General features: G+C 61.8%; 28 protein-coding genes. 13 read left to right on the plus strand and 15 right to left on the minus strand.

The genetic code is table 11. The annotated features are described in order from the left end of the window. Positions 1–263: 263 nt before the first annotated feature. On the minus strand, positions 264–2,132 hold the full coding sequence (locus tag ABVQ20_RS02780; RefSeq protein ID WP_354457968.1) for a CHASE3 domain-containing protein: 1,869 nt from the start codon (positions 2,130–2,132) through the stop codon (positions 264–266). A gap of 433 nt (positions 2,133–2,565) precedes the next feature. Between ABVQ20_RS02780 and ABVQ20_RS02785 the strand changes: the two genes are divergently transcribed. From ABVQ20_RS02785 to ABVQ20_RS02795, 3 genes are all read left to right on the plus strand, one after another. Next, positions 2,566–3,093 carry a hypothetical protein gene (locus ABVQ20_RS02785; RefSeq protein ID WP_354457969.1) on the plus strand — a complete coding sequence of 176 codons (528 nt, stop codon included), beginning with the start codon at positions 2,566–2,568 and terminating at the stop codon, positions 3,091–3,093. A gap of 322 nt (positions 3,094–3,415) precedes the next feature. After that, positions 3,416–3,580, plus strand: coding sequence for a DUF3309 family protein (locus ABVQ20_RS02790; protein WP_227346437.1), 165 nt, complete (start codon positions 3,416–3,418; stop codon positions 3,578–3,580). A gap of 564 nt (positions 3,581–4,144) precedes the next feature. After that, positions 4,145–4,636 carry a pyridoxamine 5'-phosphate oxidase family protein gene (locus ABVQ20_RS02795; protein ID WP_354457970.1) on the plus strand — a complete coding sequence of 164 codons (492 nt, stop codon included), beginning with the start codon at positions 4,145–4,147 and terminating at the stop codon, positions 4,634–4,636. 27 nt (positions 4,637–4,663) lie between these two features. Here the strand turns inward: ABVQ20_RS02795 and ABVQ20_RS02800 are convergent, their stop codons facing one another. The 5 genes from ABVQ20_RS02800 to ABVQ20_RS02820 form a co-directional block, all read right to left on the minus strand. Continuing rightward, positions 4,664–5,734, minus strand: coding sequence for a sensor histidine kinase (locus ABVQ20_RS02800; RefSeq protein ID WP_354457971.1), 1,071 nt, complete (start codon positions 5,732–5,734; stop codon positions 4,664–4,666). Between the two features lie 162 nt (positions 5,735–5,896). Continuing rightward, entirely contained in the window at positions 5,897–7,207 is a 1,311-nt protein-coding gene (locus ABVQ20_RS02805) for an NRAMP family divalent metal transporter (RefSeq protein WP_354457972.1), read from the minus strand. A gap of 201 nt (positions 7,208–7,408) precedes the next feature. After that, positions 7,409–7,705 (minus strand): hypothetical protein, encoded by a 297-nt coding sequence (locus ABVQ20_RS02810; protein WP_354457973.1) that lies wholly within the window; start codon positions 7,703–7,705, stop codon positions 7,409–7,411. An 83-nt stretch (positions 7,706–7,788) separates the two neighbouring features. Further along, positions 7,789–8,964 (minus strand): GAF domain-containing sensor histidine kinase, encoded by a 1,176-nt coding sequence (locus ABVQ20_RS02815; protein WP_354457974.1) that lies wholly within the window; start codon positions 8,962–8,964, stop codon positions 7,789–7,791. 114 nt (positions 8,965–9,078) lie between these two features. After that, on the minus strand, positions 9,079–9,798 hold the full coding sequence (locus ABVQ20_RS02820; RefSeq protein ID WP_354462105.1) for a Crp/Fnr family transcriptional regulator: 720 nt from the start codon (positions 9,796–9,798) through the stop codon (positions 9,079–9,081). Between the two features lie 222 nt (positions 9,799–10,020). Here ABVQ20_RS02820 and ABVQ20_RS02825 point away from each other — a divergent pair, with 222 nt between their 5' ends. The 3 genes from ABVQ20_RS02825 to ABVQ20_RS02835 all read left to right on the plus strand — a co-directional run bounded on the left by ABVQ20_RS02825 (position 10,021) and on the right by ABVQ20_RS02835 (position 10,763). Further along, positions 10,021–10,257 (plus strand): DUF6894 family protein, encoded by a 237-nt coding sequence (locus ABVQ20_RS02825; RefSeq protein ID WP_354457975.1) that lies wholly within the window; start codon positions 10,021–10,023, stop codon positions 10,255–10,257. Positions 10,258–10,341: 84 nt separating this feature from the next. Beyond that, positions 10,342–10,575 (plus strand): hypothetical protein, encoded by a 234-nt coding sequence (locus tag ABVQ20_RS02830; RefSeq protein ID WP_354457976.1) that lies wholly within the window; start codon positions 10,342–10,344, stop codon positions 10,573–10,575. Beyond that, positions 10,572–10,763 carry a hypothetical protein gene (locus tag ABVQ20_RS02835; protein ID WP_354457977.1) on the plus strand — a complete coding sequence of 64 codons (192 nt, stop codon included), beginning with the start codon at positions 10,572–10,574 and terminating at the stop codon, positions 10,761–10,763. Before ABVQ20_RS02830 ends, ABVQ20_RS02835 begins: the two co-directional genes overlap by 4 nt. Positions 10,764–10,888: 125 nt before the next feature. Here the strand turns inward: ABVQ20_RS02835 and ABVQ20_RS02840 are convergent, their stop codons facing one another. From ABVQ20_RS02840 to ABVQ20_RS02855, 4 genes are all read right to left on the minus strand, one after another. Further along, complete coding sequence (locus ABVQ20_RS02840; protein ID WP_354457978.1) at positions 10,889–11,191, minus strand: DUF982 domain-containing protein; 303 nt, start codon at positions 11,189–11,191, stop codon at positions 10,889–10,891. Between the two features lie 181 nt (positions 11,192–11,372). Further along, the gene (locus ABVQ20_RS02845; protein WP_354457979.1) at positions 11,373–11,627 is read right to left on the minus strand and encodes a hypothetical protein; all 255 of its coding nucleotides are present in this window, start codon (positions 11,625–11,627) and stop codon (positions 11,373–11,375) included. Positions 11,628–11,686: 59 nt separating this feature from the next. After that, the gene (locus ABVQ20_RS02850) at positions 11,687–11,953 is read right to left on the minus strand and encodes a DUF2934 domain-containing protein (RefSeq protein WP_354457980.1); all 267 of its coding nucleotides are present in this window, start codon (positions 11,951–11,953) and stop codon (positions 11,687–11,689) included. Between the two features lie 146 nt (positions 11,954–12,099). Beyond that, positions 12,100–14,181 (minus strand): ATP-dependent helicase, encoded by a 2,082-nt coding sequence (locus ABVQ20_RS02855; RefSeq protein WP_354457981.1) that lies wholly within the window; start codon positions 14,179–14,181, stop codon positions 12,100–12,102. Between the two features lie 324 nt (positions 14,182–14,505). On the opposite strand from ABVQ20_RS02855, the gene ABVQ20_RS02860 reads away from it, so the two are divergent. Continuing rightward, positions 14,506–15,351 carry a YihY/virulence factor BrkB family protein gene (locus tag ABVQ20_RS02860; protein ID WP_435528318.1) on the plus strand — a complete coding sequence of 282 codons (846 nt, stop codon included), beginning with the start codon at positions 14,506–14,508 and terminating at the stop codon, positions 15,349–15,351. An 89-nt stretch (positions 15,352–15,440) separates the two neighbouring features. On the opposite strand, the gene ABVQ20_RS02865 is transcribed toward ABVQ20_RS02860, so the two are convergent. From ABVQ20_RS02865 to ABVQ20_RS02875, 3 genes are all read right to left on the minus strand, one after another. Continuing rightward, positions 15,441–15,806, minus strand: a complete 366-nt coding sequence (locus tag ABVQ20_RS02865) for a response regulator (protein WP_354457982.1) — start codon at positions 15,804–15,806, stop codon at positions 15,441–15,443. Positions 15,807–15,825: 19 nt separating this feature from the next. Beyond that, a complete protein-coding gene (locus tag ABVQ20_RS02870; RefSeq protein WP_354457983.1) occupies positions 15,826–18,078 on the minus strand; it encodes a PAS domain-containing sensor histidine kinase in 2,253 nt (750 codons plus the stop codon). A 393-nt stretch (positions 18,079–18,471) separates the two neighbouring features. After that, a complete protein-coding gene (locus tag ABVQ20_RS02875) occupies positions 18,472–18,819 on the minus strand; it encodes a hypothetical protein (RefSeq protein ID WP_354457984.1) in 348 nt (115 codons plus the stop codon). A 274-nt stretch (positions 18,820–19,093) separates the two neighbouring features. On the opposite strand from ABVQ20_RS02875, the gene ABVQ20_RS02880 reads away from it, so the two are divergent. Further along, the gene (locus tag ABVQ20_RS02880) at positions 19,094–19,339 is read left to right on the plus strand and encodes a hypothetical protein (RefSeq protein WP_354457985.1); all 246 of its coding nucleotides are present in this window, start codon (positions 19,094–19,096) and stop codon (positions 19,337–19,339) included. Positions 19,340–19,459: 120 nt separating this feature from the next. On the opposite strand, the gene ABVQ20_RS02885 is transcribed toward ABVQ20_RS02880, so the two are convergent. Continuing rightward, the gene (locus ABVQ20_RS02885; protein ID WP_354457986.1) at positions 19,460–19,753 is read right to left on the minus strand and encodes a hypothetical protein; all 294 of its coding nucleotides are present in this window, start codon (positions 19,751–19,753) and stop codon (positions 19,460–19,462) included. A gap of 365 nt (positions 19,754–20,118) precedes the next feature. Further along, positions 20,119–20,388 (minus strand): hypothetical protein, encoded by a 270-nt coding sequence (locus ABVQ20_RS02890; RefSeq protein ID WP_354457987.1) that lies wholly within the window; start codon positions 20,386–20,388, stop codon positions 20,119–20,121. 85 nt (positions 20,389–20,473) lie between these two features. Between ABVQ20_RS02890 and ABVQ20_RS02895 the strand changes: the two genes are divergently transcribed. From ABVQ20_RS02895 to ABVQ20_RS02915, 5 genes are all read left to right on the plus strand, one after another. After that, positions 20,474–20,743: a DUF982 domain-containing protein gene (locus ABVQ20_RS02895; RefSeq protein WP_354457988.1), complete on the plus strand. Its 270-nt coding sequence runs from the start codon at positions 20,474–20,476 to the stop codon at positions 20,741–20,743. Between the two features lie 147 nt (positions 20,744–20,890). Beyond that, positions 20,891–21,616, plus strand: coding sequence for a GntR family transcriptional regulator (locus ABVQ20_RS02900; protein ID WP_354457989.1), 726 nt, complete (start codon positions 20,891–20,893; stop codon positions 21,614–21,616). A gap of 3 nt (positions 21,617–21,619) precedes the next feature. Next, positions 21,620–22,660 carry an ADP-ribosylglycohydrolase family protein gene (locus ABVQ20_RS02905; RefSeq protein ID WP_354457990.1) on the plus strand — a complete coding sequence of 347 codons (1,041 nt, stop codon included), beginning with the start codon at positions 21,620–21,622 and terminating at the stop codon, positions 22,658–22,660. Next, entirely contained in the window at positions 22,657–23,628 is a 972-nt protein-coding gene (locus ABVQ20_RS02910) for a PfkB family carbohydrate kinase (RefSeq protein WP_354457991.1), read from the plus strand. Before ABVQ20_RS02905 ends, ABVQ20_RS02910 begins: the two co-directional genes overlap by 4 nt. A 40-nt stretch (positions 23,629–23,668) precedes the next feature. Then, positions 23,669–24,730: an ABC transporter substrate-binding protein gene (locus tag ABVQ20_RS02915; RefSeq protein WP_354457992.1), complete on the plus strand. Its 1,062-nt coding sequence runs from the start codon at positions 23,669–23,671 to the stop codon at positions 24,728–24,730. Positions 24,731–24,773 lie beyond the last annotated feature (43 nt).

Genomic DNA, 24,773 nt, shown 5'->3' on the forward strand with positions numbered 1-24,773 from the left:
GTTTTTGACGTCATCTTGCGAAGTAGTTCCCTGGGTCTTGTCGAAAATGCAGATTGCTTAAGGCAGTCGACGGCAATTTCACTACATTATGAGCGGAAGCTAACGAACCGCCTGACGGTGGATAGCGCCGCATCTGTGTCGGCGGTGTGACCGAGACGCGGTTTCATTGAATTCGTCGGAACGTTTGTGCCGCCGCGAAGCCACTGTGCGAGGCGAAGCCTGCAGGATTGCAGGCCAATCGATGTGGACCATGCCGGGGAGGTTTATTTCTCCCGATCCAGCACGTCGCGAAGCTTTGCGTCCAATTGGTCGATGGTGAAGGGCTTGGCCAGGAAATGCACGTCGTGGTCGAGCACGCCATTGTGCACGACAGCGTTCCTGGTGAAGCCGGTGGTGAAGATCACCTTCAGTCCGGGCATCCGTGCGGTCGCCTCTTCGGCGAGCTTGCGGCCGTTCATCGCCGGCATGACGATGTCGGTGAAAATCAGCGCGATCGAAGGGTTCTCATCGAGCTTGCGTAGCGCTTCCTCGCCGCTGCCGGCATGGATGACGCTGTAGCCGAGCTCGCGGATCGCATCGGTGGTCGAGGCGCGGACGCGCTCGTCGTCCTCGACCACAAGGATGGTCTCGGTCGCCGGTCTGGCGGGTTTTTCGGCCGGACCGTCGGGCGAGGCTGTCCCTTCGGCACCGAAGAAGCGGGGCAGGTAGACGCGCACCGTCGTGCCTTCCCCAGGTTCGGAGTATATCTTGACGTGGCCGCCGGACTGCTTGACGAAGCCGAACACCTGGCTCAAGCCGAGGCCGGTGCCCTTGTTGACGCCCTTGGTGGTGAAAAAAGGTTCGAACGCCTTGGCCATGACCTCCGGCGACATGCCCGAGCCGGTATCGGTGACGGCGATCATCACATACTGGCCGGCGGTCACTTCCGTATGCGCGGAGGCGTAGTTGTCGTCGAGATGGCTGTTGGCGGTTTCTATCGTCAGCTTGCCGCCGTCGCCCATGGCGTCGCGCGCGTTGACGGCGAGGTTGAGGATGGCGTTCTCGATCTGGCTCGGGTCGGCATGGGTCTTCCACAGGCCGCCGGCCAGAACCGTTTCGATGCGGATTGTTTCGCCCAGCGCCCGGCGCAGCAGGTCGGACATGTCGGTCAACAGACGGTTGGCGTCAACGACCTGCGGAGCCAGCGGCTGCTGGCGTGAAAAGGCGAGCAGTCGCGCCGTCAGATTGGCGGCGCGCGTCGCGGCGTCGGTCGCCGCTTCGACGAATTTCAGGATGTCGTGCTCGCCGCGCGCCAGTTTTCGCTGGGCAAGGTTCATCGCGCTGATGATGACGGCCAGCATGTTGTTGAAGTCGTGCGCGATGCCGCCGGTCAATTGGCCGACTGCCTCCATCTTCTGCATCTGGCGTATTTGCGATTCGGCCTTCTCACGCGTCCGGATTTCGCTGGTGAGCGCGATGTTCTTCCTGTGCAATTCATCCTGGGCTAGAACGACTTCGCGAAAGCGGCGACGGGAATCCCGAACCGTGTAGACGCCGAGCAGGAAAATCGCCAGCAATGCGGTAAAGGAGCCAATGCGCAGCCATCCCTCGAGCTGATCCGTGCGGGCATAGCGGGCCTGCAGGGTGGCCCCGCCATCGCGCCTGATGACATCGAGGCTGGCCCGGATACGATCCATCGCGGCCCTGCCCTGGCCGCTGTCCACGATCGCCATGGCCCCAGCCTTGTCGCCGGCGTCATAAAGCCGGACTGTTTCGGCCAGTTCCGCGAGCTTTTGAGAGAGCGCGTCCTTGATGCCGATGATCTGCTGCATCCGGGCATCATCGCCCGCACTCATCTTGTCGATCCGGGCCAATTGCCCGGGCAAGGCATCGACAGCCTTCTGGTACGGCTCCAGATAGGGTTTCTCTCCGGTCAGCAGGTAACCGCGTTGGCCGCTCTCGGCGTCCTGAGCAAGAGACAGCAGTCCCGACAGCAATTGCTGGTATTCGATTGCATCGCGGGCAGCCAGCCCGTTGGCGCTCTGGTTCTCAACCAGGATCGCGCGCGAGCCGACGATCAATGCCAGAATGGCGAAGCCGATAATGAGTGGAAGCGATTGCCACCGCATGGCGCGCCGGAATCTCGCTATCATATGCCCTGAGCCAAAGGAATTTCCCCGAAGGATGCATGTGGTAAGCGGCGCCACGGCAGAACGCAAGGCACGGGTGCTTGTCATTGTCACGGGCTGATATGCCCCGGATTCGGGCTAGCCCGCTGATGAAGAAATTGGTGGTGCAACCGAAAGCAACCTTGGATCGGCTATTTCTGGAAATTGGTTGTTTTACGGGAGTTCGTGCAATATTTTCTGTATCCGTGAAGAGTTCTCACGATCAGGCGTAGGGATATGAAATACACAGTTTTTTAGAAAATTATTATCTTCTTTTAAGAATATGATTTCATCTGCGAATACCATCTCCTTCGGATAATCGTTCGGTCCAGAAACCTAATGCCTGCCTTGTTCGTATTTCCATGATGCAATCGGTGATGTGCCGGCTGCTATGCGCAACTACAACAGGGAGAGTGTTATGACCTTTACAATCAAAACAATCACCAGTGGGTTGGCAGGTGGTGCTGTTATCTTCATGCTTTCGATGCCCGCCAGCGCGGCAGGGCTCGGCGTTGGCGCGTCGGTCGGCGGCAGCGGTAGTATCAATGCAGGTGTGGGAGCCTCCGTCGGCGGTACCAGCGGCGTCAATGCCGGAGCTGACGCATCCGTGGGTGGCAGCAATGGGGTCAATGCCGGCGTCGGGGCAGATGTCGGCGGTGCGGGCGGCGTTACCGCCGGACTGGGTGCTGATGTCGGCGGCACGGGTGGCATCGGCGTCGGCGCGGGTGTCGGCGTCGGCAATGGCGTCGGCGTTGGCGTTGGTGTCGGAACAAATCCTGGCACCCCTGGAACGCCGGGAATTCCGGGTCGTCTTACGACTGCGGTCGCCCAGATGACGGATACCCAGGTGGCGCGCATGAAGAAGCGTTGCGCCGATGTGTTGAGCGACTCCGGCGTGTATGACCGCGACTTGCGGCAACTGTGCCTGCTGATCGCGCGTCGCTAGTGCATGGTGGGCGTCCTTTGCGCGTCCAACTCGACGCGGCGCGCTGAAAGACAAGAGGCGACGGAGACGGAAGTGTCGAACCAGCCGTGAGGCTTTGACAACGCTCTCCCGGCCTCCGGCCAGTCGGAAAGCCCGCCACGCAGTGGCGGGCTTTTTGAGCTTTGAGGCAAGTCTTCGCCGGGATGGAAATAACGTTCATACGAAGTCCGATGTCGCTCGCGCGAGGGAACGCTAACGCCTTCCAGGCGTTCACATTTCCAGCGACACGCGAATGGCCGCGATGTTGAAATCGGCGCGCAAGCGCATACAGGAGCGGGAAACCATGGGCTTAGGAACCATACTCATCATCATTCTGGTCATTGCGCTGCTGGGTGGCTTCAGCGGCCTTGGCGGCGGTCCATTCTACGGCACCGGCTACTATGGCGGCGGTGGCCTCGGCCTTGTGCTGCTCATCATCATTGTGCTGGTCGTTCTCGGACGAATTTAGCAACTAGGTCACGGACAGGAATCGAAATGGCAAATCGCCCCGGCCTGTCAGGCCGGGGCGATTTGCGTTCAGCAGTATTGGCACGGTCCGGCTGAAGCCATGCGTCGAGCGCAACCCCCGTTTGTTTTCTCACCGGAACGTGATGGGCGAGAACGCAAAACGTGATGCAGGACGGGCTAACTGGAAATGCATTCGGCTGCAACTACGGTAAAATGTATGCGGTCCACAAACCCCCCTGTGGAAAAAAGAGGACAAGGGTCCCACCTCGTGTCCTTCTCCAAGGCCCGCTCCGGCTTCGCCGGGCGGGCTTTTGCTTTTGCCGCTGAGGGAACCGGTTCGGGCTCGACATCGTTGACGTCTTGAAGGCTGCCAATGCCCGTGACGCTTCGGACCACGCTTTGCGAAATTCGAGACGGTTTGCGCGTCATGCGCAAGATCGTGGCGGCTCGGGGCCACATCGAGGCCATCCAGGGGCTTGATGCATTGATCGGCGTTGCCGAAGCCGAGGCTGTTAAGGCCATTCGGCGGATCGATTTGAAAACCTGAACGGAAAGAAGGATCGCGATGAACGTCAAGGACATGACGCGCCAGGACTGCATCAACTTGTTGAAGTCGGCGCGGCTTGGCAGGCTGGCCTGCGTCAGGGACAACCGGCCCTATGTTGTGCCGGTTCATTTTGCCTTTAACGACAACTTCATCTTCAGCTTCTCGCTGCCAGGCAGGAAGGTCGAGTGGATGCGCGGCAATCCTCGCGTCTGTCTTCAGGTCGATGATGTCGGCAGTGCCCAAGGTTGGAAAAGCGTTGTCGTCGAAGGTGTATTCGAAGAACTGTCGAAGGGGCCAGCCCTGGATCCGACGGTTCCCGCCCTGGAGCAGACCCCGGCTGAGGACCATGACCGTGAATTTGCATGGTCCCTGCTTGCACAGCACGCGAACTGGTGGGAGCCTGGAGCCCTCAAGCCGGGTGCTACCGCTACCGTTTCGGGGAACCATCTTTTCTATCAGATCCGGATCGAGACGATTTCCGGAAGACAGGCATCCTATGTTGCCGCATGATCGTGCGTCGAGACCCGCCGCTTTCCGCTAGGCTGCCCGCGGTACCTTTGAGGTGAATGTCGCCCTGGTGATGGACACGCTGGTGCCGGCGGTGTCGCTGATGACATCCACCTTGGCCTCCAGCTGTTTCACCAGCGCCTCGACGATTGCCGTTCCCAGACCCGTGCTTGGCACATCATTGGCGATTTTCCCGACGCCATTGTCTGAAACCGTCAGTTTCCAGTCGCTGCCCGCGGTCTCGTAGCTCACCTGGATGCGGGCGTCCGCCTTCTCCATGGGGAAGGCATATTTGATCGCATTGAGCACGAGTTCGGTGACGATCAGCCCCAGGCTGACAGCCCGCTGTGAATCCATCCGGCCACCTTCGGCCGTCACTGTAACCGCGATCGGCTGGGCTTCGCCGACCATCGACGATGCCAGGCTGCTGCACAGTTTCGGAAAATAGGATCCGACATCGATCTCGTCGACGCCGGACGCGGTGTGGAGGTGACGCTGCACTTCGGCGACCGACATCACACGCTGATGCGCATCCTTGAGGTGCTGGCGCGTTTCCTCCGAGGTGACGGAGCGCGCCTTCAGCAACAGGATGCTGGCTATGATCTGCAGGCTGTTTGCCACCCGGTGCTCCATTTCGCGAAGCAGCACATCCTTCTGGTGAAGCAGCTCTTCGGTGCGGCTGAGCAACTCTTCCTTTTCTTTCTCGATGACGCGCCGGGCGGTTATGTCGTTGAAGGCGAGAAGGATGGTGATTGCCGAACTGTGGTCGTAGAGCACCTTGCGGGCATTGAGCAGCATGGTGCGGCGGCCGATCTGCGGGAAGTCGTGTTCGACCTCGAAGCCGTCCATGGCTGTCTTCTCGGGGATGATCGTCTCCAGCAACAGGCGGAGTGCCGGAATGTCCCATTGGCCGTCGCCCAGAGCGTAAAGCAGGGAGCCGCGCGTCTGTTCGGGATCGACCTTGAAGGTGCTGTAGAACGAGCGGCTGGCTTCCAGAACGCGGAATTTCTCGTCAAGGACCAGAAACGGTTCGGCGATCGTATTGACGATGGCTTGCGCCAGCGTCTGCGCATCCTCGACATTCGAAATGGGGTAAAACATGGGCTTGAAGCCAATCTTGAGGCGTGTGGCCCTCTTACCCCAACTGTTACAGGATCGGGAGGGTCTTGTCGCGGATTGAATCCGCGCGACATGACAACGTGAACGAGGGCGGTTTGCGCAAGAAGTCGTTCATGCCAGCACGGCGCGTGGTGAAGGCAGGGATCACGAACCCCAGGTGGCGAACAGTCCGATCGCGGCGATCGCCATCACCGCCGTCGCCAGCCAGCCGACGATTTTCAGGCCGATATGCAGTTGGAAGTCACCCATCGCGGCCGACTTGCTGGACAGGTGCATCATGATGCCCATCACCGGAACAGCCACGACGCCGTTGATGACCGCGCTCCAGAACAGCGCCTTGATCGGATCGATGGGGCTGAAGTTGAGGCCGACTCCGATCAGCGTGGCAACGGCAATCGCACCATAGAAAGCCTTGGCCCGGCCTGGCTTGCGCGCCAGGCCCACATTCCAGCCGAATGTTTCGCCCAGCGCATAGGCTGAAGACCCTGCCAGCACCGGCAGCGCCAGCAGGCCGGTGCCGATGATGCCGAGCGCGAAGATGAAAAAGGCGAGGGGACCGGCAATCGGACGCAATGCCTCGGCGGCCTGGGACGATGTCTGGATGTCGGTGATGCCATGGGCGTTCAGCGTCGCCGCCGTGGTTATGATGATGAACAGCGCCACCGTATTTGAGAACGCCATGCCGATATAGGTGTCGATACGGATGCGGTTGAACTCGGGCTTTGCCTGCTCCGGAGCTCCTTTGAGCGGCTGCTTGTCGGCGTCTTCGCGAACCTGCTCAACCTCCTCTTCGGCCTGCCAGAAGAAAAGATAGGGGCTGATCGTGGTGCCGAGAATGGCGACCACGGCGGTGATGTAGGGCGCCTCGAACTTGATGTGCGGAACGACCAGATTGTAGCCGACCGTCGCCCACGGGACTTTCACCACGAAGACTATGCCGACATAGGCGAAAAGCGACAGCGTCATCCACTTCAGCACGGACACGTAGCGCGAGTAGCGGGAGAACACCTCGAGCAGGACGGTCACCAGGCCAAACAGCGCCACGTAAAGCAGGGCTGGCCCGCCGACGATCAGCTTCAGCGCCGCGCCCATCGCGCCGAGGTCGGCGCCGATGTTGATGATGTTGGCGATAACGAGCAGCGATACGATCGAAATGCCGACGCTCGCCGGGTAGTGTTTTTTCAGGTTGCCGGCAATTCCCTGTCCGGTGACCCGGCCGATCCGCGCGCTGATCTCCTGGATGGCGCACATCAGCGGCCAGCTGAACAGCATGACCCAACCCATGCCGTAGCCGAATTGGGCGCCAACCTGGGAGTAGGTGGCGATCCCGCTGGGGTCGTCGTCCGACGCGCCTGTGATCAGGCCTGGCCCTAGAATCTTTAAAAGCTTGGGCGTTTCGGGCTGTTTTACGGGGGCCGCTGCAGCTGCGGTTGCGGTCGTCGGCGATTGCGGCATGTCTTGCTCTGTTTGCTGGGGCCGCACGCCTGCCGTGCGCTTATGTGTCCCTTAGCTAAAACAACCTCCGACCATGCCTTTCGTTCCGTGACCGAGGCGGCGGTTTTTTTGCTTTCGATATGTCAAATTTGAATGACGAACCGTGGAGCGCGGTGCGATCCATAACGACTGTTGCTCGTCGCGGCCGGTTTCCGGATGCCCTCACCGGTCGCTCGAAGGGCCCGCCACCTCGGGGGGAGGTGGCGGGCTTTTTGCGTCTGGCGACGGTTCGGAGGTCTCGACCAGCGCGCCCGCCGAGAATCCTTGCGCCTGCAATTGATGTTCCGCCTCCTGCTGGGCCATGCCCACCAGCGAATCGATATCGCTCATGGTCTCGATGTGGCCACCGTCGGCGACATCCTTTCGTATGGTGCGCAGGCTGTGCCAGGTTCGGCGCAACGTATCGATCAGGCCCGACCCGCTGGGGTCTGGCTGGTTGGAATCCGGTGCCTTGGGCATTGGGAAAAACTCCTGTCGTTCCCAACTGTTACCGATGCTTTCGGTTCCGTCTCTCGAAGGTTTCGTGGCTCCCGGCCCTGTTGTCAGGAAGCGATCGGCATGATGAATGTCATGCGGGTCTCGTCGTCGTTGGACACTGCCTCCAGCGTGCCGCCATGCATCTTGGCGATCTCGGAGGCGATGTAGAGGCCGAGACCCAGGCCTTGCTGCTCCCGACCCTTGCCGCGCGCAAAGGGCTGGAAGAGATTGTCGATGATTTCCCGGGGGATGGGCCTGCCGGAATTGGCCACCGAAAACACGAAACGGCCCTCCGCGGTCGATGCGCTTATCCACACCGGCTGCGCGTCGACACCGTGCACGAGCGCATTGCCCAAGAGGTTGGAGAACAGCCTTGCCAGCCGCAAATGGTCGGCGGAGAAGGGTTGGGTCACATCGAAGTCAGTTTCGATGGTGCGTCCCGGATGAACAGAGCGCAATTCATCGACGATCTGGTCAAGCACAGGTCCGATCGACTGCAGATAGGGTTCCCGCAGGATGAGCTTCGAACCCATTCGGCTGCGGGCGAAATCCAGCACATTTTCGATCAGGCCGCTCATCCTGACGACACTGCCTTCCATCAGGGCAAGCAGATGCTCTTTCTTTGCCTCGTCGGGCGTGCGCTTCAGCATCTTGACGCCAGCCGCTATCGAGGCCAGCGGATTGCGCAGGTCGTGGCCGAGAACAGCGATGAACTGCTCGCGCAATTCCTTTTGCGAACGCTGCTGGGCGGCCTCGGTTTCGGCCCTGTCCAGCCGCTCGGCCGAATCCAGATGGGTTGCGATCAGGTCGGCGAAGAGCCGAAACATGTTGATGGTCTCGGGGTTCTTAAGCTGCGCGGGTCTTGGGTCGATGGCGCAGAGCGTGCCGAAAAAAGAACCGTCACGGCGCATGATCGGCACCGATATATAGCTCTGGAAGCCATATCTCGCCGGTGTGAGGTGGCCGCAATAGACACCGTCATCGGCAACGCTGTCGATGGCCACGGCTTCGTGGCTTTGCCGGATCTCGTTGCAGATGGTCGTCTCGACCGGCAACTCGCCGCCGGGTTGCAGGCCGAAGTCGATCTTGTCGAGCACGCTGCAGGCGATCCAGCGGTCATCGGTGACGCGGGCGACGGCGACAAAGCCCATGCCGGTCGTTCTGCAGACCACGTCCAGTATGGTGGGGATAGCATCGATGCGCGCGATCGCGTCGATGTCGGCTTGGAAGTCGTGGGGCACTCAGGCGCTTTCTGACGGTATTTTTGACGGCACGCTAGCCGAGCAACCAGGAATTGTCACCGTGCGCAAAAGATATAGGTTTTGGTACAGAAGCCTGACGACCCGCGGCTCGTTTCAGCGCGGCTCGCGCATCATGCTGAGGTAGGTCGGGTCGAACTCGGCGATTTCCTGCAGCCGGTGCCAGTCCAGAATGGTCACGGTGTGGCTCGACCAGCTGATCACCCCGACCTTGCGCAGCGCGCCGATGACGCGGTTCATGTGAACGACGGACAGGCCGAGCACATCGGCCAGTTCGGCCTGTGACAATGGCAGGTGGAAACTCATTCCGTTGGTGCGCTTGACGACCTGGAGCCGCACGAACAGTTCGCAGACAAGATGAGCAAGATGTCCGGCCTTGGATCGCCGGCCCATGGCCACGATCCATTCGCGATGGATGGCGCCGTCGACCAGCGTGTCGAGCCATAGCAGCCGGGTCAGGTGCGGGGCTTCCTCGGTGATGGTGCGAAGTTTGCTGTGGTCGGCAAAGATCACATGGCATGGCGAAAGCGCGACAATGCCGTGGTCCATGGTCTTCAGCAGGAAGGCATGAAGGTCGACGAAGTCACCGGGCACCTGCAGCGAGGTGAACTGGCGGCCGCCATCCTCCAGCACCTTGTAACGTGCCGCCAGCCCATCGAGGATCAAGGTGCTGTAGGTCGGGCGCGATCCGGACACGACGATGTCCTGGCCAGTTGCAAAGTGCTTTTCGGATGACATCGCGCCAGCCAACAGTGCCTTCTCCGCATCGGAAAGAGCGTCGTGCTGGCCAAGGTTCAGATAGAGGGATTCCAGCACCGCGATCTCCAGCAACAGGGCTTTAGAGCCGATCGCCAAGGGTTCTGTCGGAAGCAAGGGGCGGCTTCGGGACCTCTAGGCTTTCGAGCGATAACAGGCATTAACATTTGTTAGGGTGCGCTTGTTGGTCGGCAAACATCACAGCCAATGGAACAAATTGCGCGGGAGGAGCTTGAGTCTCCAAGCAAGCCCGCAACTTCAACCATACGAACCCCGAGTCCAATGCCTCGATATTACCTCGACCTCTATCACGGCGATGGCCTGACTGTTGATGAAGAGGGACAGGTTTTCGAGACGCGCGCGCGCCTGCGCCGCGAGGCAATGCGCATTCTTCCCGATGTCTTACGCGACGAAATGTTCGACGGCGATCGGGCGCGAATAATGGTCAAGGTCAGGGACGAAAGCGGACGTGCGGTCTTCGAGGCGTCGCTGACGCTGGATTCGGCTTGGAACGATTGAAGCCGTGCGGACGGAAAATCCCTTGCGCCTATCATTTGATAGCGCCGCTCCGATCTCCTTGCCGCATGCTCTTGAGACGAGGAGATGGTGAACATGGCCAGGACACCGGAGCAAAGCTTCAGGCATGCGCGACAATATGTCGACAGCCGAAAGACAACGGTCAGCCCAATATCGATGCGGCATGCTTTGCTGACCTTGAAAACGGTGATGCCGGACTGCGGCCTGTCCGACCAGGAACTCATCGATCTGGTTGCGGAGGTGGCCGTTGCCCGCGGCAGAAGTGTCCGCTTCGATGCCTTTTTGGAGTTGAACGGATGAACCGCGCCAAAGTCGATACGCAGCGCGATGAGCGAGCCAAGCGTGAATCCCAGATCGTGATCGAGGCCGAGCGTGTTGCGCGTGAACAAAAGACCGCCCGGCTGAAAGCGCTTCGTCTGGCGGCGCAACAGGCCGAGCCAGAACCGACCAAGCCAAAACGATCGGCGCGTCGACGCGATCTTTCATAGGATTGAGGTGATTGGCGCGCAGCCCGGTCCGGAGAGGAACCGGGCCGGGCTTTCCGCGATAGCAGGCAATTCTGATCGCCTGAGCCATCGCGATCAGGCTTGCAGGTTTTGCCGATCAGGCGAAATCAGGCGGCGAAGCCGCCATAGCCGCGCGCTACGGCGTGCGTGGGAAGCGCCGGTTCGACGTCCGGCCAGAGAATGCCGGCGGCTTCGGCAAAGGCAACCAGGGCGCGGCGCGCCTGTTCGATGGTGAGGTAGCCGGGGATCGCGAGACCGCAGGCCTTGACCGCATTCTGGTAGAGCGGCCCCCGCCGGGACGTCGACCATTCGGTCAGGAAATCATGCATCTCGGTCAGCGAGGCGATCTCGCGTTTGAAGCCGAGACCAACGGTTATCGCGACGGGCGAATGAAACAGTTTCTCGTGCATGAACAGGCTCCTGGGATTGTCGGAAAATTTCCGGAAATGGCGTCCGCGATTGGAGTTCGGGACGCATGAGAACGCCCGGTGCGCCCGGAGGTTCCCACGTCTTTGCCGTCGAGTCAGGATGAAGCGATATCTTGTTGTTAAAGCCTGATCTTTTCTTCGGTTAGACCCTGTCCTGATCGCGCTATTTCTTCCTGCTGGCCGCCTCTTTTGCGGCCTCATCCAGCAGCTCGATCGCGGACTGGCGAGCAGCCGCGCTCTCGCCACGGAGCTGATCGGCGACCGGAATGAGGCGAAACGCCTCGTCCAGCTTCTCTCCGGTCGCCGTGGCCTCCGGGTTGAGGGCCGCTGCGGCAACCTTGGCCAGTTTTCTGGCCTGCAGTTCCGTTCGAACATCGTTCTTCAGGGCTTTGCGGATGTCCGACAGTTCTTTGCGCATAGTGCCTCCCTGCGCGTTGAAAACGCGCGGCCTCTGAATCCGTCGTCGGCTTGGTCGTCTTACTTGTCGGCGCGTTTCGGCTTTCGGCCAGCCGGCTTGGCAGCATCCTTGAAGTGCTCGGCAAGGGCTGGGCCAGCTCCGGCCACCCGTTCGGCGGAGCCCGCCGTCGCCGGGTCGGAATGCGCGCCGGAACCTTCGGCGTCTTCCTTGTTGATATCAGCTGTCGCCTGTTCCCAGTGGCGCTCGTGCTGGTGAAACGGCTTTCCTTCCTCGATCCAGATCTGATGCGCGCGATTGCGAATGCGTTCCTGCCGGTCCGTTGTCACTTCCTGCCTCCGTCGTCCCAACGCCGCGCGATAACCCGACTTCAGAAAGCGCCTCCCGCGGCGCATGGCGCTTCCGTCTGCATCGTTCACTCGGGTTGCCGAGCAAGTGAACGGGTTCGGTCGATAAACGTTCCTGCGCCGGCAGCCTATTTCCACATGCCACGCATGCGCGCGCCAATATCAACACGAATCTCGGGCCGTGGCGACCTGCCTTCAGCAAGTTGAGCGATCGGCCATGTCGTCTGTTCGAAGGCGCCGAGGATCGAGGCCGGGATGAAGCGGGTGCGTGAGGCGTAGACGTGACGGTCGCCACGCGCCGCCTGGCCGTGGACAAAGAAGCGCTGCGGCATGACCATCTGCAGACCGTCCTTGGCGCGCGTCATCGCCACGTAGAGAAGTCGGCGCTCCTCGTCGATCTCGTCCTTGCTGCCGACGCCGAGGTCGATCGGGATGCAGCCGTCGACGGTGTTGAGCACAAAGACGTTCTTCCACTCCTGGCCCTTGGCCGAATGAATGGTCGACAGGATCAGATAGTCCTCGTCGAGATGTGGCGGACCGGCCTGGTCGCTGGTGGCGTCCGGACGATCGAGCGTCAGCTCGGTGAGGAAGCGCTCGCGCGAGGCATAGCCGGAGGCGATCTGTTCGAGCTGCAGCAGGTCCGCACGGCGTGTCGTCGCGTCCTCATGCATGCGTTCCAGATGTGGCTCATACCACAGCCGCACCTGTTCGAGGTCGGCCGGCCATTTTCCGGATCCGGCCCGGAGCTGCGAGAACATGTCGACGAAGCCCGGCCAGTCATCGGCGGCGCGTTGCGGCGGCCGGTAGCGTGCCAGACCCATGGTCTCGTCGAGCGCCGAGGCCATGCTCTCCACGATCGCGGTTGCCGCTGATGGACCGATACCCGGCAGAAGCTGCAGCACACGAAAGCCGGCGACACGGTCGCGCGGGTTTTCGGCGAAGCGCAGCACCGCCAGCACATCCTTGACGTGGGCGGCATCGAGGAATTTGAGGCCGCCAAACTTGACGAAGGGAATGTTGCGGCGGGTCAACTCGATCTCCAGCGGCCCGCTATGGTGGGAGGCGCGAAACAGCACGGCCTGCGACTTCAATGCCGTACCTGCCTCGCGCTCGGCCAGGATCGCCTGGCAGACATAGTTCGCCTGGTCCGCCTCGTCGCGGACGGTGACCAGTTCCGGCTTGCGCAGCGATTTGCGGTCGGACCACAGGTTCTTGGTGAAACGCTCGGAAGCCCCGTCGATCACCGCATTGGCGGCGGCGAGGATGGTCTCGGTGGAACGGTAGTTGCGCTCCAGCAGGACGATTTCGGCAGGCCTGGCGAACTGTCGGGGGAAATCGAGGATGTTGCGGACTTCGGCGGCGCGAAACGAATAGATCGACTGCGCGTCGTCGCCGACCACCGTCAGGCCGGCGCCGTCAGGCTTCAGCGCCAGCAGGATCGACGCCTGCAGACGGTTGGTGTCCTGGTACTCATCGACCAGCACGTGGTCGAACCGCTCGCCCAGATGACCGGCGATTTCAGGCTCGGCAGCCATCTGCGCCCAGTAGAGCAGGAGGTCGTCGTAATCGAGCACGTTCTGCGCCTGCTTGGCTTCGACATAGGCCGCGAAGAGCTGTTTCAACTCCTCGGCCCAGCCGGAGCACCAGGGAAACACCGATCCCAGGACTTCATTCAGCGGCGCCTGCGCGTTGACGGCGCGCGAATAGATGGCCAGGCAAGTGCCCTTGGTCGGAAAGCGCGCCTCGGTCTTCGACAGGCCAAGGTCATGGCGCGCCAGATTCATCAGGTCGGCGGAATCCTCGCGGTCGTGGATGGTGAAGGCAGGGTCGAGCCCGATCTCCAGCGCATAGTCGCGCAGCAGCCTGGCGCCGATGCCGTGGAAGGTGCCGGCCCACGTCAGCGCATCGGTGATAACAGCGGCATCGCGGCCAAGCACTTCACCGGCGATGCGCTCGACACGCTTGGCCATCTCGGACGCGGCGCGGCGCGAAAATGTCATCAACAGGATGCGCCGTGGGTCGGCGCCCCTGACGATGAGGTGGGCGACGCGGTGCGCCAGCGTGTTGGTCTTGCCGGAACCGGCGCCGGCGATCACCAGCAACGGTCCGGCGATGCGTCCGTCGCCATGCTCCACGGCCAGGCGCTGCTGATCGTTCAGCTTGGCAAGATAGGCTGGCTGCAAGGTCGAATCATGCGCGGCGAGGATCATCGCCCATCAAGCATCGTTTATGCTTTGTTCGCAATGTGCTCCGCTCCCGATGGAACCGGAAGCCAACCAAGCTCATTGCAAGAAGGGCACGGTTTGGGACCACAATGGCAACTTCATCGAAATCATCGGGCAAGCCAAAGTCGATCATCGATGACGACGCCCAGCGTCGCGCCGCACGGTCGAAGCAGAACAGCAAGGTCGTGCTGGCCACGGAGGAGGGCGATCGGGGCCGCGACGCCGCGTGGCCATCCGAGATCCCGGCGCTCGGGTGGAAAGATATAGGCTGGCGGCTGTGGGAAGAGTTCAACAAGGACCGCGTACCGCGTGCTGCTCGTCGCGGCCGGCGCGACCTTCTATCTGCTGCTCGCGTTGTTTCCGGCGCTGGCCGCCTTTGTCTCGCTTTACGGATTTGTCGCCGACCCGAGGACCGTCGCCGATCATGTGGCGTATCTGGGAAGCCTGTTGCCGTCCGCCGGGCTCGACCTCATACGCCAGCAATTGCAGGCCCTGGCGAAACAGAACACCGGTGCGCTGGGCATCGGCTTCTTCGTCGGCCTGGGCATCGCGCTGTGGAGCGCCAACAGCGGCATGAAGGCGTTGTTCGACGCGATGAACATCGCCTATGAGGAGAGGGAGAAGCGCAGCTTCCTAAGACTCAATTTGATGTCGATCATCTTCACCATGGGCACCTTGACCGCCGGTATCCTGCTGTTCCTGATGGTGGGTGTGGTTCCGGCGCTGCTCGCTTATCTGTACCTCGATGCCTGGAAGGAGACGCTGATCACGGCTGCTCGCTGGCCCATCCTGTTGGTGGCCATCGTCACGGGCATCTCGTTGCTCTATCGCTTCGGGCCCAGCCGGGAAAAGGCGAAATGGCGCTGGTTGAGCTGGGGCGCGCTGATCGCGACGGTGGTGTGGATCGCCGCCTCCTGGATGTTTTCATTCTATTTGCAGCACTTTGCCAATTACAACGTGACCTACGGCTCGCTTGGCGCTGTCGTCGGCCTGATGATGTGGACATGGATTTCGGTGATCATCCTGATCTCGGGTGCTGCCATCAATGCGGAAATGGAGCATCAGACGGCATTGGACTCCACGACCGGTCCACCGCTGCCGATGGGCGAACGCGGGGCCGTGGTGGCCGACACTTTGGGAAAGGCTTCCGACTGACGAGAGGATATGTGGTCCGGCGTTGTCAAAATGAATCCGGTCGGGAATCCATCCTGTTGTTTTACAGGGAATTTTCGCGCCGGGCCGCCCTATGAAATCAGCTGGCGGATAGTGGCCGCCACCTTCTCGGGCGCGTAGGGCTTCGGCAGGAAGACGCCACCATCGGGCAGGGCGCCGCTGTCGGGCCTGCGCTTGCCGGAAGTGACGATGATCTTGACCGGCGGCCAGCGATCCCGGACGGCAGCCGAAAGGCGCAGGCCATCCATCGAACCAGGCATGTCGATGTCGGTGAACAGAATGCTGATGTCCTGATGCGTCTCCAGAAGCATGATTGCCTGATCGGCGTTGCTGGCTTCAAACACGGTGAATCCCACCTCGCGCAGTTCATCGGCTATGGCAAACAGCAGGAACGCTTCATCCTCGACGACAAGAACGGTTGCGGGATTAGGGGGCATTGGCATGAACTCTATGTAGTCAGTAAACCGATGTTGGCAACTGTGGTTGTGGAGCGGTCAACACACACTCGACTCCATCCGGGTGGTAGTCGATCCGAACCGATCCGCCGAAATCCGTGCCGAAGACGCGTTCGATCAGGAAGCGGCCGAACCCCTTGCGGGTTGGCGAGGTGACAGGCGGGCCGCCGGCCTCGCGCCAACGCCAGACCAGCGTCGCGGCGCCTTCGGCTGACGGCACGAGCGCCCATTCGATTGTCACCGTTCCATCCGGTGTCGACAGTGCGCCGTATTTCAGCGCGTTGGTGCCCAGCTCGTTGACGGCCAGCGCCAGCGTCAGCGCCATCTTTGGATTGATCGGCAGCGCCGGCCCGGAAACCGAGATCTGCGCGACGGGGAAGGCGGCGATGGTGTTGTCGATGACCTGGCGCATCGAGGCGCTGGTCCAGCGGGTCTTGTTCAGGATGTCGTGCGCATTGGCGAGCGCGCGCAGACGTTCGTTGAAGGTGGCGCTTGCCGTCGCGATGTCGGTGTTGCGCAGGGTTTGCGAGGCGATGGCCGCGACCATGGCCAGGATGTTCTTGATCCGGTGCTCGAGTTCATGCGTGAGCAGTTCCTGCCTTGCCTGTGCCTCGCGCCGGTCGGTGATATCCTGCATGACGCCGAACATCTTGATGGGCTTGCCGGTTTCGTCGTGGACGAAGTCGATGTGGCGGGAGAGCCAGCGCAGTTCGCCATTGTCGGGCCGCCGGATGCGGTATTCGACATTCGGCACCGCCGAACCCTGTTTGCGGGTCTCGGCGGTGGAGCGGACATCCTTGTCCTCGGGCAGCACGATGTTTTCCAGCACGCTGATGTGGACGCTGTCGCGCGGCGACAGTCCCCAGAGGTCCCAGAACCCCTCGGAGCCCACCACGGTTCCGGTGGCGATATCGAGTTCGAGCGCGGCGATGCCGGCCGCGTTCTGCGACAGTTGCAACCGGCGCTCGCTTTCGTGCAGTGCTTGCGCCACTTGCTTCTGGTCGTCGATATCGGTGTTGGTGCCGATCCATTGCAGGATCTTGCCGCCGGCATCGTGGATCGGGACAGCGCGGGCAATGTGCCAGCGATAGGCGCCGTCATGCCGTCGCAGCCGGAACTCGGTCTCGTAGGATAGGCCGGAAGACAGGGCGTCAGCCCATTTCTCGGCGGCCGAACCGATGTCGTCGGGGTGCACGATGACGGCCCATGCCTGGCCATCGAGTTCGCCGGGCGCTGCGCCTGAGTATTCATAGACGCGCGGATTGAACCAATCCAGCATGCCCCGCGGCGATGCGGTCCAGACATGGTTCGGCATCGCCTCGGCGAATGTACGGAACTGGGCCTCGCTCCGGCGCAACGCGCTTTCGGCAATCAGGCGATCCGTGACGTCGACGCCCTGGACGAAAATGCCGATGATGTCGCCGCCGGGATTGCGAACGGGCTGGTAGACGAGGTCGATGAAACGCTCTTCCTTCGGCGCGCCGGGCGTGCGCTGCAGTTCCGCTTTCAGGGCATATCCGACAAAGGCCTCGCCGCTGGTGAAGACCTGGTCGAGCAGTTCGAAGAAGCCTTGGCCCGCCACTTCCGGCAGGGCTTCGCGAACCGGCATGCCGATGACGTCGCGGTGGCCGACCAATTGCATGTAGGCGGCATTGGTGAGTTCGAAGACGTGGTCAGGGCCGGACATCATGGCCATGAAGCCCGGAGCCTGTTCGAACATCTGGCGCTGCCGCTCGCGCTCACTCTTCTGCCAGCGTTCGGCGGCGACCTTCTCCGTCGTCTCGACTACGATCGCGATGACACCGGCAGGCCGGCCGCGCTCGTCGAGGATGGGAGAATAGTCGAGATTCATCCAGACCTGTTCCGGCTTTCCCGACCGGTTCAGTGTCAGTTCCTGATCGCGATAGGCCAGCGTGCCACCGGCCAGAACGACCTTCATTACATTGTCGTTGAAGTCGGCAACCTCGGGCCAGCCTTCGCGGACTTTCGAACCGAGCAGTTGCGGGTGGCGGCCGCCGGCGAATACGGAATAGGCGTCATTGTAGATCATGACGCCGTCCTCGCCCCACAACATGACGATCGGCACCTGCGAGCGCAGGATCAGGGATACGGAGGTCTTGAGGCTTTGCGGCCAGGTCGAGATCGGTCCGATCGATGTCTGCGCCCAATCGAAGGTCGCGACAAGACACCCCAGATCGCCACCGCCAGCCAGGAAAGCAAGGTCGTCGGTTTGGATCGGCTGTTCTGCTAGCATAGGGTCTCGTCTGGCCATCTGGAGAGAATTGCGGGGCGCCTGTCGAACAGGATCGAATGAATCAAGCCAGCTCCAGCGGCTGGACCGCTAGACTGAACGCGAAAGTACCCGAGCCTGCTCTTCAAACCACTTACGGAAAATGTCACGACTGACCACCCCGATCGCCCAACATCCGGCGAGGCGTTCGGTTCCACGTCAGGCGATTCTTTTGCGCTGGCAACAGGCTATGCTGGGGCGGACGCGAAAGACCAACCCGCGCGTCGGGTTCAGGGCCGCCTGCTGCTTTCGGGCGCACTGCACGAGATCGCTCGACGCAGATCTTCGAAGGCAATTTCAACGCTGTTGCTCATCGCAACAACGCGTCATCGGGCCGAGCAATCGGCCCTGAGAGCGCTAGTGAGGCAAGCGGCGGTCGGGAGAGATCGCCGCCATGCCAGAGCCATCCTCGACGGCAAGATGGCCATTTTCCGATGGGAGGGGGCCGGCTCGCAAGGGGAGGTCGATCTCGAAACTTGTCATGTCGAGACCGGCCACGCCGTCGAATTCGATGGCTGCGCCGAAAAGTTGAGCGGCGTGCATCACCAGATACTCGATATCTTCGAGCGCGACATTTTCGGCGAGATTTTGCAGCCGCACCTCTTCAGCGACAACGCTGATGTTGACGATGCCCTTGGCATGCAGCGCGGCCTGAACCCTGGAATTGACGTCTTCGCGCAGTTGGGTGGAATATTCGAATCGCATGGGAAACCTTCCTTTCGGGAACGTTCTTCCGCCGATATCCACAATGCGCCGATGCCTTGCATCATGCAAGCGATATTTCAAAAAATGACAAGTAAATCAATTAGTTAGCATAATGCGCCAGTTGTGCATCCGGCGGTCTTTGATCATCATTGGTGTCCTGCGTCAGCTGCACATCAGCGGGTCTTGACGTCGTTTGAGCGCTACCCTAATTTTACTCCTAGTGAGACACATACTAACTCACCGTACTTTTGGTCTTTAGCGGCTGGAGGCGCAGATGGCCGAACTTGAACGTCCGGAACGATTGCAGATCATGTTGAATGCCGACGAACTCGCCGCGCTTGAGAACTGGCGGTTCGAAAAGCGTATGCCCAGCCGCTCGGCGGCTGTGCGGGAATTGCTGCGGCGCGGTCTTGCTTCGGACGGCTTCCTGACGGCGGAGCAGGGGATCAAGTCCCAGGATTTTGGAATTCTGCCCGGCGCGGGAAATGGCGATGGGGCTGCCGGCGGCTCGTCGGATTAGTTTCGGCTGGCGACGCCGGCACGCAACCGCTGCAGGGTTGGGTCGCCTAAAGGAAAAAGGCGGGCACCAGGCCCGCCTTTTCCTTATTCTGTTCCCGGCATGCTGCCAGAATGGAGGTGCTTAGTTGGCGCCGCCGAGCTGCTTGGTCTTGGCGCAGAAATTGTCATGCGACTTGCCGATGACGTTGTCGCCGCAGTCCTTCAGCATCGAGGCACGGTCTTCTTCTTTCATCGCCATCCAGGCAGCCTTGAATTCCTTGTCGGACCGCATCGTCTTCATGCCGGAATCCGTGTAGAAGGGAGCCATCTTTTCTGGATTGTCGAGGGCTGACGTATTGCCGCCGGCGGCGGCAAGCGCTGAGCCAGTCATCATTGCAAGCGCCATCGCGCCCATCGTGAGCATCTTGAAGTTCATCTGAGTATTCCTCTCTTTGGAGGTCATTGGAACAAACGACCCTAAGCACAACGGGCCGAATGGAAAACAGTTCCGCCTCAGAAGTCCGGATTAGTATTTCGTTTTAATTCGATCGGGGCCTGGATGCAGATGTCGGAACGATCTGGGTGACAATATCGTTGTGTTTGTATGAGCACGGAAAGCGAACGTCAGACAAAATTCCAGCGCACCGACCGGGAGGCGCGACAGGCAATTCAGCTTGAGGCGGCGTCTCGCGCGGCCAAGACGGAAAGGCTACGGCAGCTGCGCCTGGCCACGAAGGCCGCGGAACCAGAGTCCATCATCCAACCAGAGAGGATATTGCGCCGGCGCACCCGCCCGTAGCGTCACTCCATGTCGGGTACGTCGCCGCTGACGAAGAGTGTTCTTGGCGGACCGTATTCGCCAAGTGAAGGATCGGCATCGCGGCTCCAGGCGATGACACCTGCATGTTTTGCCGCCAAGGCCTTGGCGGTGCGGATGGCGCGATCCTCGCTCTGCTGGTCGGCGGGCCCAAAGGCGGGGAACAGTTCCCCGTCGTCGCCGCGATCGAACGCGATCACGACGATCAGTTTCGGATTTTTCTGGCTATTGGACTGGCTATTGGACTCGGACATCTTGCACCTTCCGCACGGAACCTATCACATCATCGGGAATTGAAGGCCGCGAATCGAGACGTCGACTTCGGGGAGATGGGCTGTGGTGCAAGATCAGCGTTTCGATGAGCCGGTCAAGGTGGCGCTTGGCCGATCCGGAAACACGATTTTCAATGTGGAGCGGGTGGCTCAGGCCGCCGATATCCTGATCAACCGCTGGCCCGTGGTGACCGGACAGCGGCACATGGTGGCCCGCAAGGCATGCCTGGCCGTGCTGGAAGGCACGCGGGAAGCCTGGGTGGCGCGGGCGGCCTTCATCAACGCGGCCATCGAGGCGGATATATTGGTCGAGCCGGGCAAGATTCCGAACCGGTAAAGGCCGCCAGCGTTTCGCATTCCACCCGTAATTTCCTGCATGTCGTCGCTAGCTGAGGGGGCAGTCGTGACCTCGCGCCACCATTGACAACGCATTTTTGCCTCTTTATTGAACAGGACTGCACAGGTTTACTGAACAGGTACCCATATGAAGCGCGGCGCGGTTCAATTGTCTCCCGGCACGGGCAAGCCCGAGCAGATCGCCACCGTTCTGGAGCATGAGATACGCTCCGGCGTCCTGGGCTTCGGTGACCGCCTGCAGAGCGAGAACGAGCTCGTCCAGCGCTTTTCCGTCAGCCGCAACACCGTCCGCAAAGGCCTGGAAGAGCTGTCCAGCCGCGGACTGATCACCACCAAGGTCGGCATCGGTTCCTTCGTCACCTTTGACGGCAAGCCGGTCGACGACTCGATCGGCTGGTCGCGAGCTCTGGCCAATGCCGGCGCCAATGCCGAGACCCGCACGCTGCGGCTGGAGGTGATCGAGGACGCCGATCTTGCCGCGCTGCTTGGCATAGAAAGCCCGTTCTTCATCGCCGTCGACCGGGTGCGTACCAATGCCAGCGATGGCCACGCGATCTCCATCGAGCGCAGCCGCCTGCCGCTGTCGCCGGAACTCGAAGACGTGCCGCTGCGCGGCCTGCGCGAGGGATCGCTGCACCAGACGCTGCGCGCCGCCGGGCTGGTGCCCGATCACGGCGAGGAATGGATCGAGATCGAGATGCTGAATGCCGACGACGCCGCCATCCTCGGTTGCCCGCAGGGCACGCCGTTCCTGCGTGGACGCCGGTTGACCCGCGCCGCCGACGACCGGCCGATCGAATATGTCACCAGCTTGCTCAACCCCGCGCATTTCGCGCTGCATATGAGGTTCTGAGCGATGTCGAACAAAGCCACGGATACGCTCGACCGCGCCATGGGCGCATTGATCGGCGGGGCGCTCGGCGATGCGCTGGGCATGCCGACGCAGCTTCTGTCGCCGGCCCGTATCGCGGCTGTTTACGGCCATGTCGAGGATTTCGTCGCGCCCTTCGCCGACCATCCGGTGTCGAAGGGGCTGGTGGCCGGCACCATCACCGACGATACGGAGCAGGCCTTGCTGCTTGGCCGCATCCTGATTGAATCCGGCGAGCGCTTCGACCACACGCGCTGGGTCAACGCACTGCTCGACTGGGAGCGCGAGGTCAAGGCGCGCGGCAGCTACGATCTTCTGGGTCCGTCGACCAAGCGCGCCATCGACGCCATCAACAACGGCACGCCGGCCGAGGAAGCCGGGCGCAGTGGCGACACCAACGGCGCGGCCATGCGCATCGCGCCGGTCGGCATCATGATGCCGCTGGCGCCGCTCGACGCTCTGGTCGCCAAGGTGGCGGAAACCTGCCGCGCCACGCACAACACCTCGATCGCGATTGCCTCCGCAAGTGCCGTTGCCGCCGCCATAAGCAGCGGCGTCGCCGGTTCGGACTGGCGGGCTGCTTGCCAGCAGGCGATCGCGGCGGCCGAACTCGGGACAGCGCTTGGCAACTGGGTCACCGGCGGTGATATCGCCGCGCGCATCGGCTGGGCGCAGGCGCTAGTGCGCGGCAAGGGCATGAAAGAGGCGATCCGCCTGATCACCGATCTGGTCGGCACCGGCGTCGCGAGCCAGGAATCGGTGCCCGCGGCCTTCGCCGTGCTGGAGGTCGCCGAGGGCGATCCCTGGCAAGCCGCCGTCATCAGCGCCAATCTCGGCGGCGATACCGACACGATCGGCGCCATCGCCGCCGGCATGGCCGGCGCCTGCACCGGCTTTTCGAAACTGCCGCAGCAGCACATTGCCAGGCTTGTCGGCATCGACATTGCCGAAGTCCGCGCGCTTGCCGGCGACCTCGTGGCCGCGCGGCTGGCGAAAGCCGGTTCCGGCAAGGACGCGGCGGCATGAGCGGGCGTCTCGTCCACATCGGCAGCGCGGTGGTCGACTATGTCTACCGCATCGACGCCTTGCCGGCGCCTGGCATGGAGAAGACGGCGTCGAGCTATGCCCAGGTTGCCGGCGGCGGCTTCAACATGATGGTCGCGGCCACCCGCACTGGCATGAAAGTGGTGTTCGGCGGCCAGCTCGGCAGCGGCCCGAATGGCGACTTCCTGCGCGCGGCCTTCGCCGCCGAAGGCATCGAGACGCTGACGCCGCCATCGCCTGTGATGGACAGCGGCAATTGTGTCGCCATGATTTCCGGTGACGCGGAACGCACCTTCGTGTCGTGGCCCGGTGCCGAGAGCGTACTGAGCCTGGAGATGATGGCGCCTGTATCGGTAACGCAGGGGGACTGGGTGTTCGCCTCCGGCTATACGCTGAGCTATCCGGGCAGCCGTGACGCGCTCACCGACTGGATCGAGGCACTGCCGGAGCAAACACCTTTCGTCTTCGATCCGACGCCGGTCATTTCAGACATTCCGCGTCCCGTCCTGTCGCGGGTGCTTGCCCGCACCACCTGGCTGAGTTGCAACACGACGGAAGCCGCCGACATTGCCGGTCCGGGCGATGTCGAGGTGCTCGCGGCACGGCTTCTGGCTGAACATTGCCCGAAGGCCGATGGCGTCGTCATCCGCGCTGGCGCCAAGGGTTGCCATGTGCGGCTGGCCGATGGCAGCGCCCGGACCATTCCGGGCTTCAAGGTCGCGGCCGTCGATACCAACGGCGCCGGCGATACGCATATCGGCGCCTTCGTCAGCGCGCTTTCGCGCGGCGTGCGGCCTTTCGAGGCGGCTCGTCACGCCAATGCCGCGGCGGCGCTTTCGGTCACCCGCCATGGTGGCTCATCCGCGCCGACCGACGCCGAAATCCAGACATTCCTGAGCCATGCCGCAGCCAGCGGAGGCCGGAACCAAGAGGCCCATCTTACAGCCTGACAAGCCCGGGAACCGGGCGAACCAAAGAGAGGAACGAACCATGCGCATGCCCAATCTGACTGCCCTGTTGACGGCAACCGCCGTCTTCACCTCCGCACTGGCCTTTGCCGCCCAGGCCGATGAAGTGCATGTGCTCAACTGGAAGGGTTATGGCGCCGACGAACCCTGGGCCATCGCCGCCTTCGAAAAGGCCACCGGCAACAAGGTGGTCAACGACTTCTTCAATTCCGAACAGGAAATGCTGACCAAGCTCCGGACCAATCCCGGCCTCTACGACGTCGTCATGATCAACGCAGCCTTCAACGACCAGGCGATGTCGGAAAAGCTGATCCAGCCGATCGATACCTCCAAGCTGCCGAACTACGCCGATATCAGCAAGGACAAGGCGGGCTCGCCGATGCTCGACCATGACGGCAAGGTCTATGGCGTGCCGTGGGTCTGGGGCCTGACCGCGCTGGCCATCAACGAGAAGTCCTTCGACAAGCCGCCGACGAGCATTGCCGAAATGTGGGATCCCGCGCACAAGGGCCGCGTGGTCATTCGCGACGACGCTGTCGAGGCGGTGCAGTTCGGCGCCATCGCCACCGGCCAGAACATCAACGACATCAAGGACATGGGTGCCGTCAAGGCGAAGCTGACGTCACTGATGCCGCAGATCAAGACCTTCTGGAGCTCGGAGAACGACTGGAACCAGATGGTCGCCTCCAACCAGATCGACATCGGCACCTACTGGAGCGGCTCGGCCGACCGCGCCAAGACGCATTTCAAGCTGCCGGTCTCGCTGGTCATTCCGCAGGAAGGCGCCGTCGCCTGGCTCGATGCCTTCTCCATTCCGGTCGGTTCCAAGAACGTCGCAGGCGCACAAGCCTTCATCAACTACATGATCGACCCGAAGTTCTATGTCGAATGGGTCACCAAGGTCGGTGCTCCGGTTTCGGCCAACACCAAGGCGGTGGAAGCGCTGCCCGAGGACTCCTTCAACCGCAAGGTGATGGGTGATCCGGCGGTGGCCAAGCGCATCCAGTTCCAGGCGCCGATCACCGACGCCCAGCGCGAAGCCTATCTGGCGCTCTGGCAGCAGCTGAAGGTCGACGTGAAGTAAGACGCACGTCCGAACCAGCCGGCGGTTCGCGCCGGCTGGTTCT

Origin of the sequence: Mesorhizobium shangrilense, from assembly GCF_040537815.1 — a bacterium.
Taxonomy (GTDB): Bacteria; Pseudomonadota; Alphaproteobacteria; order Rhizobiales; family Rhizobiaceae; genus Mesorhizobium; species Mesorhizobium shangrilense.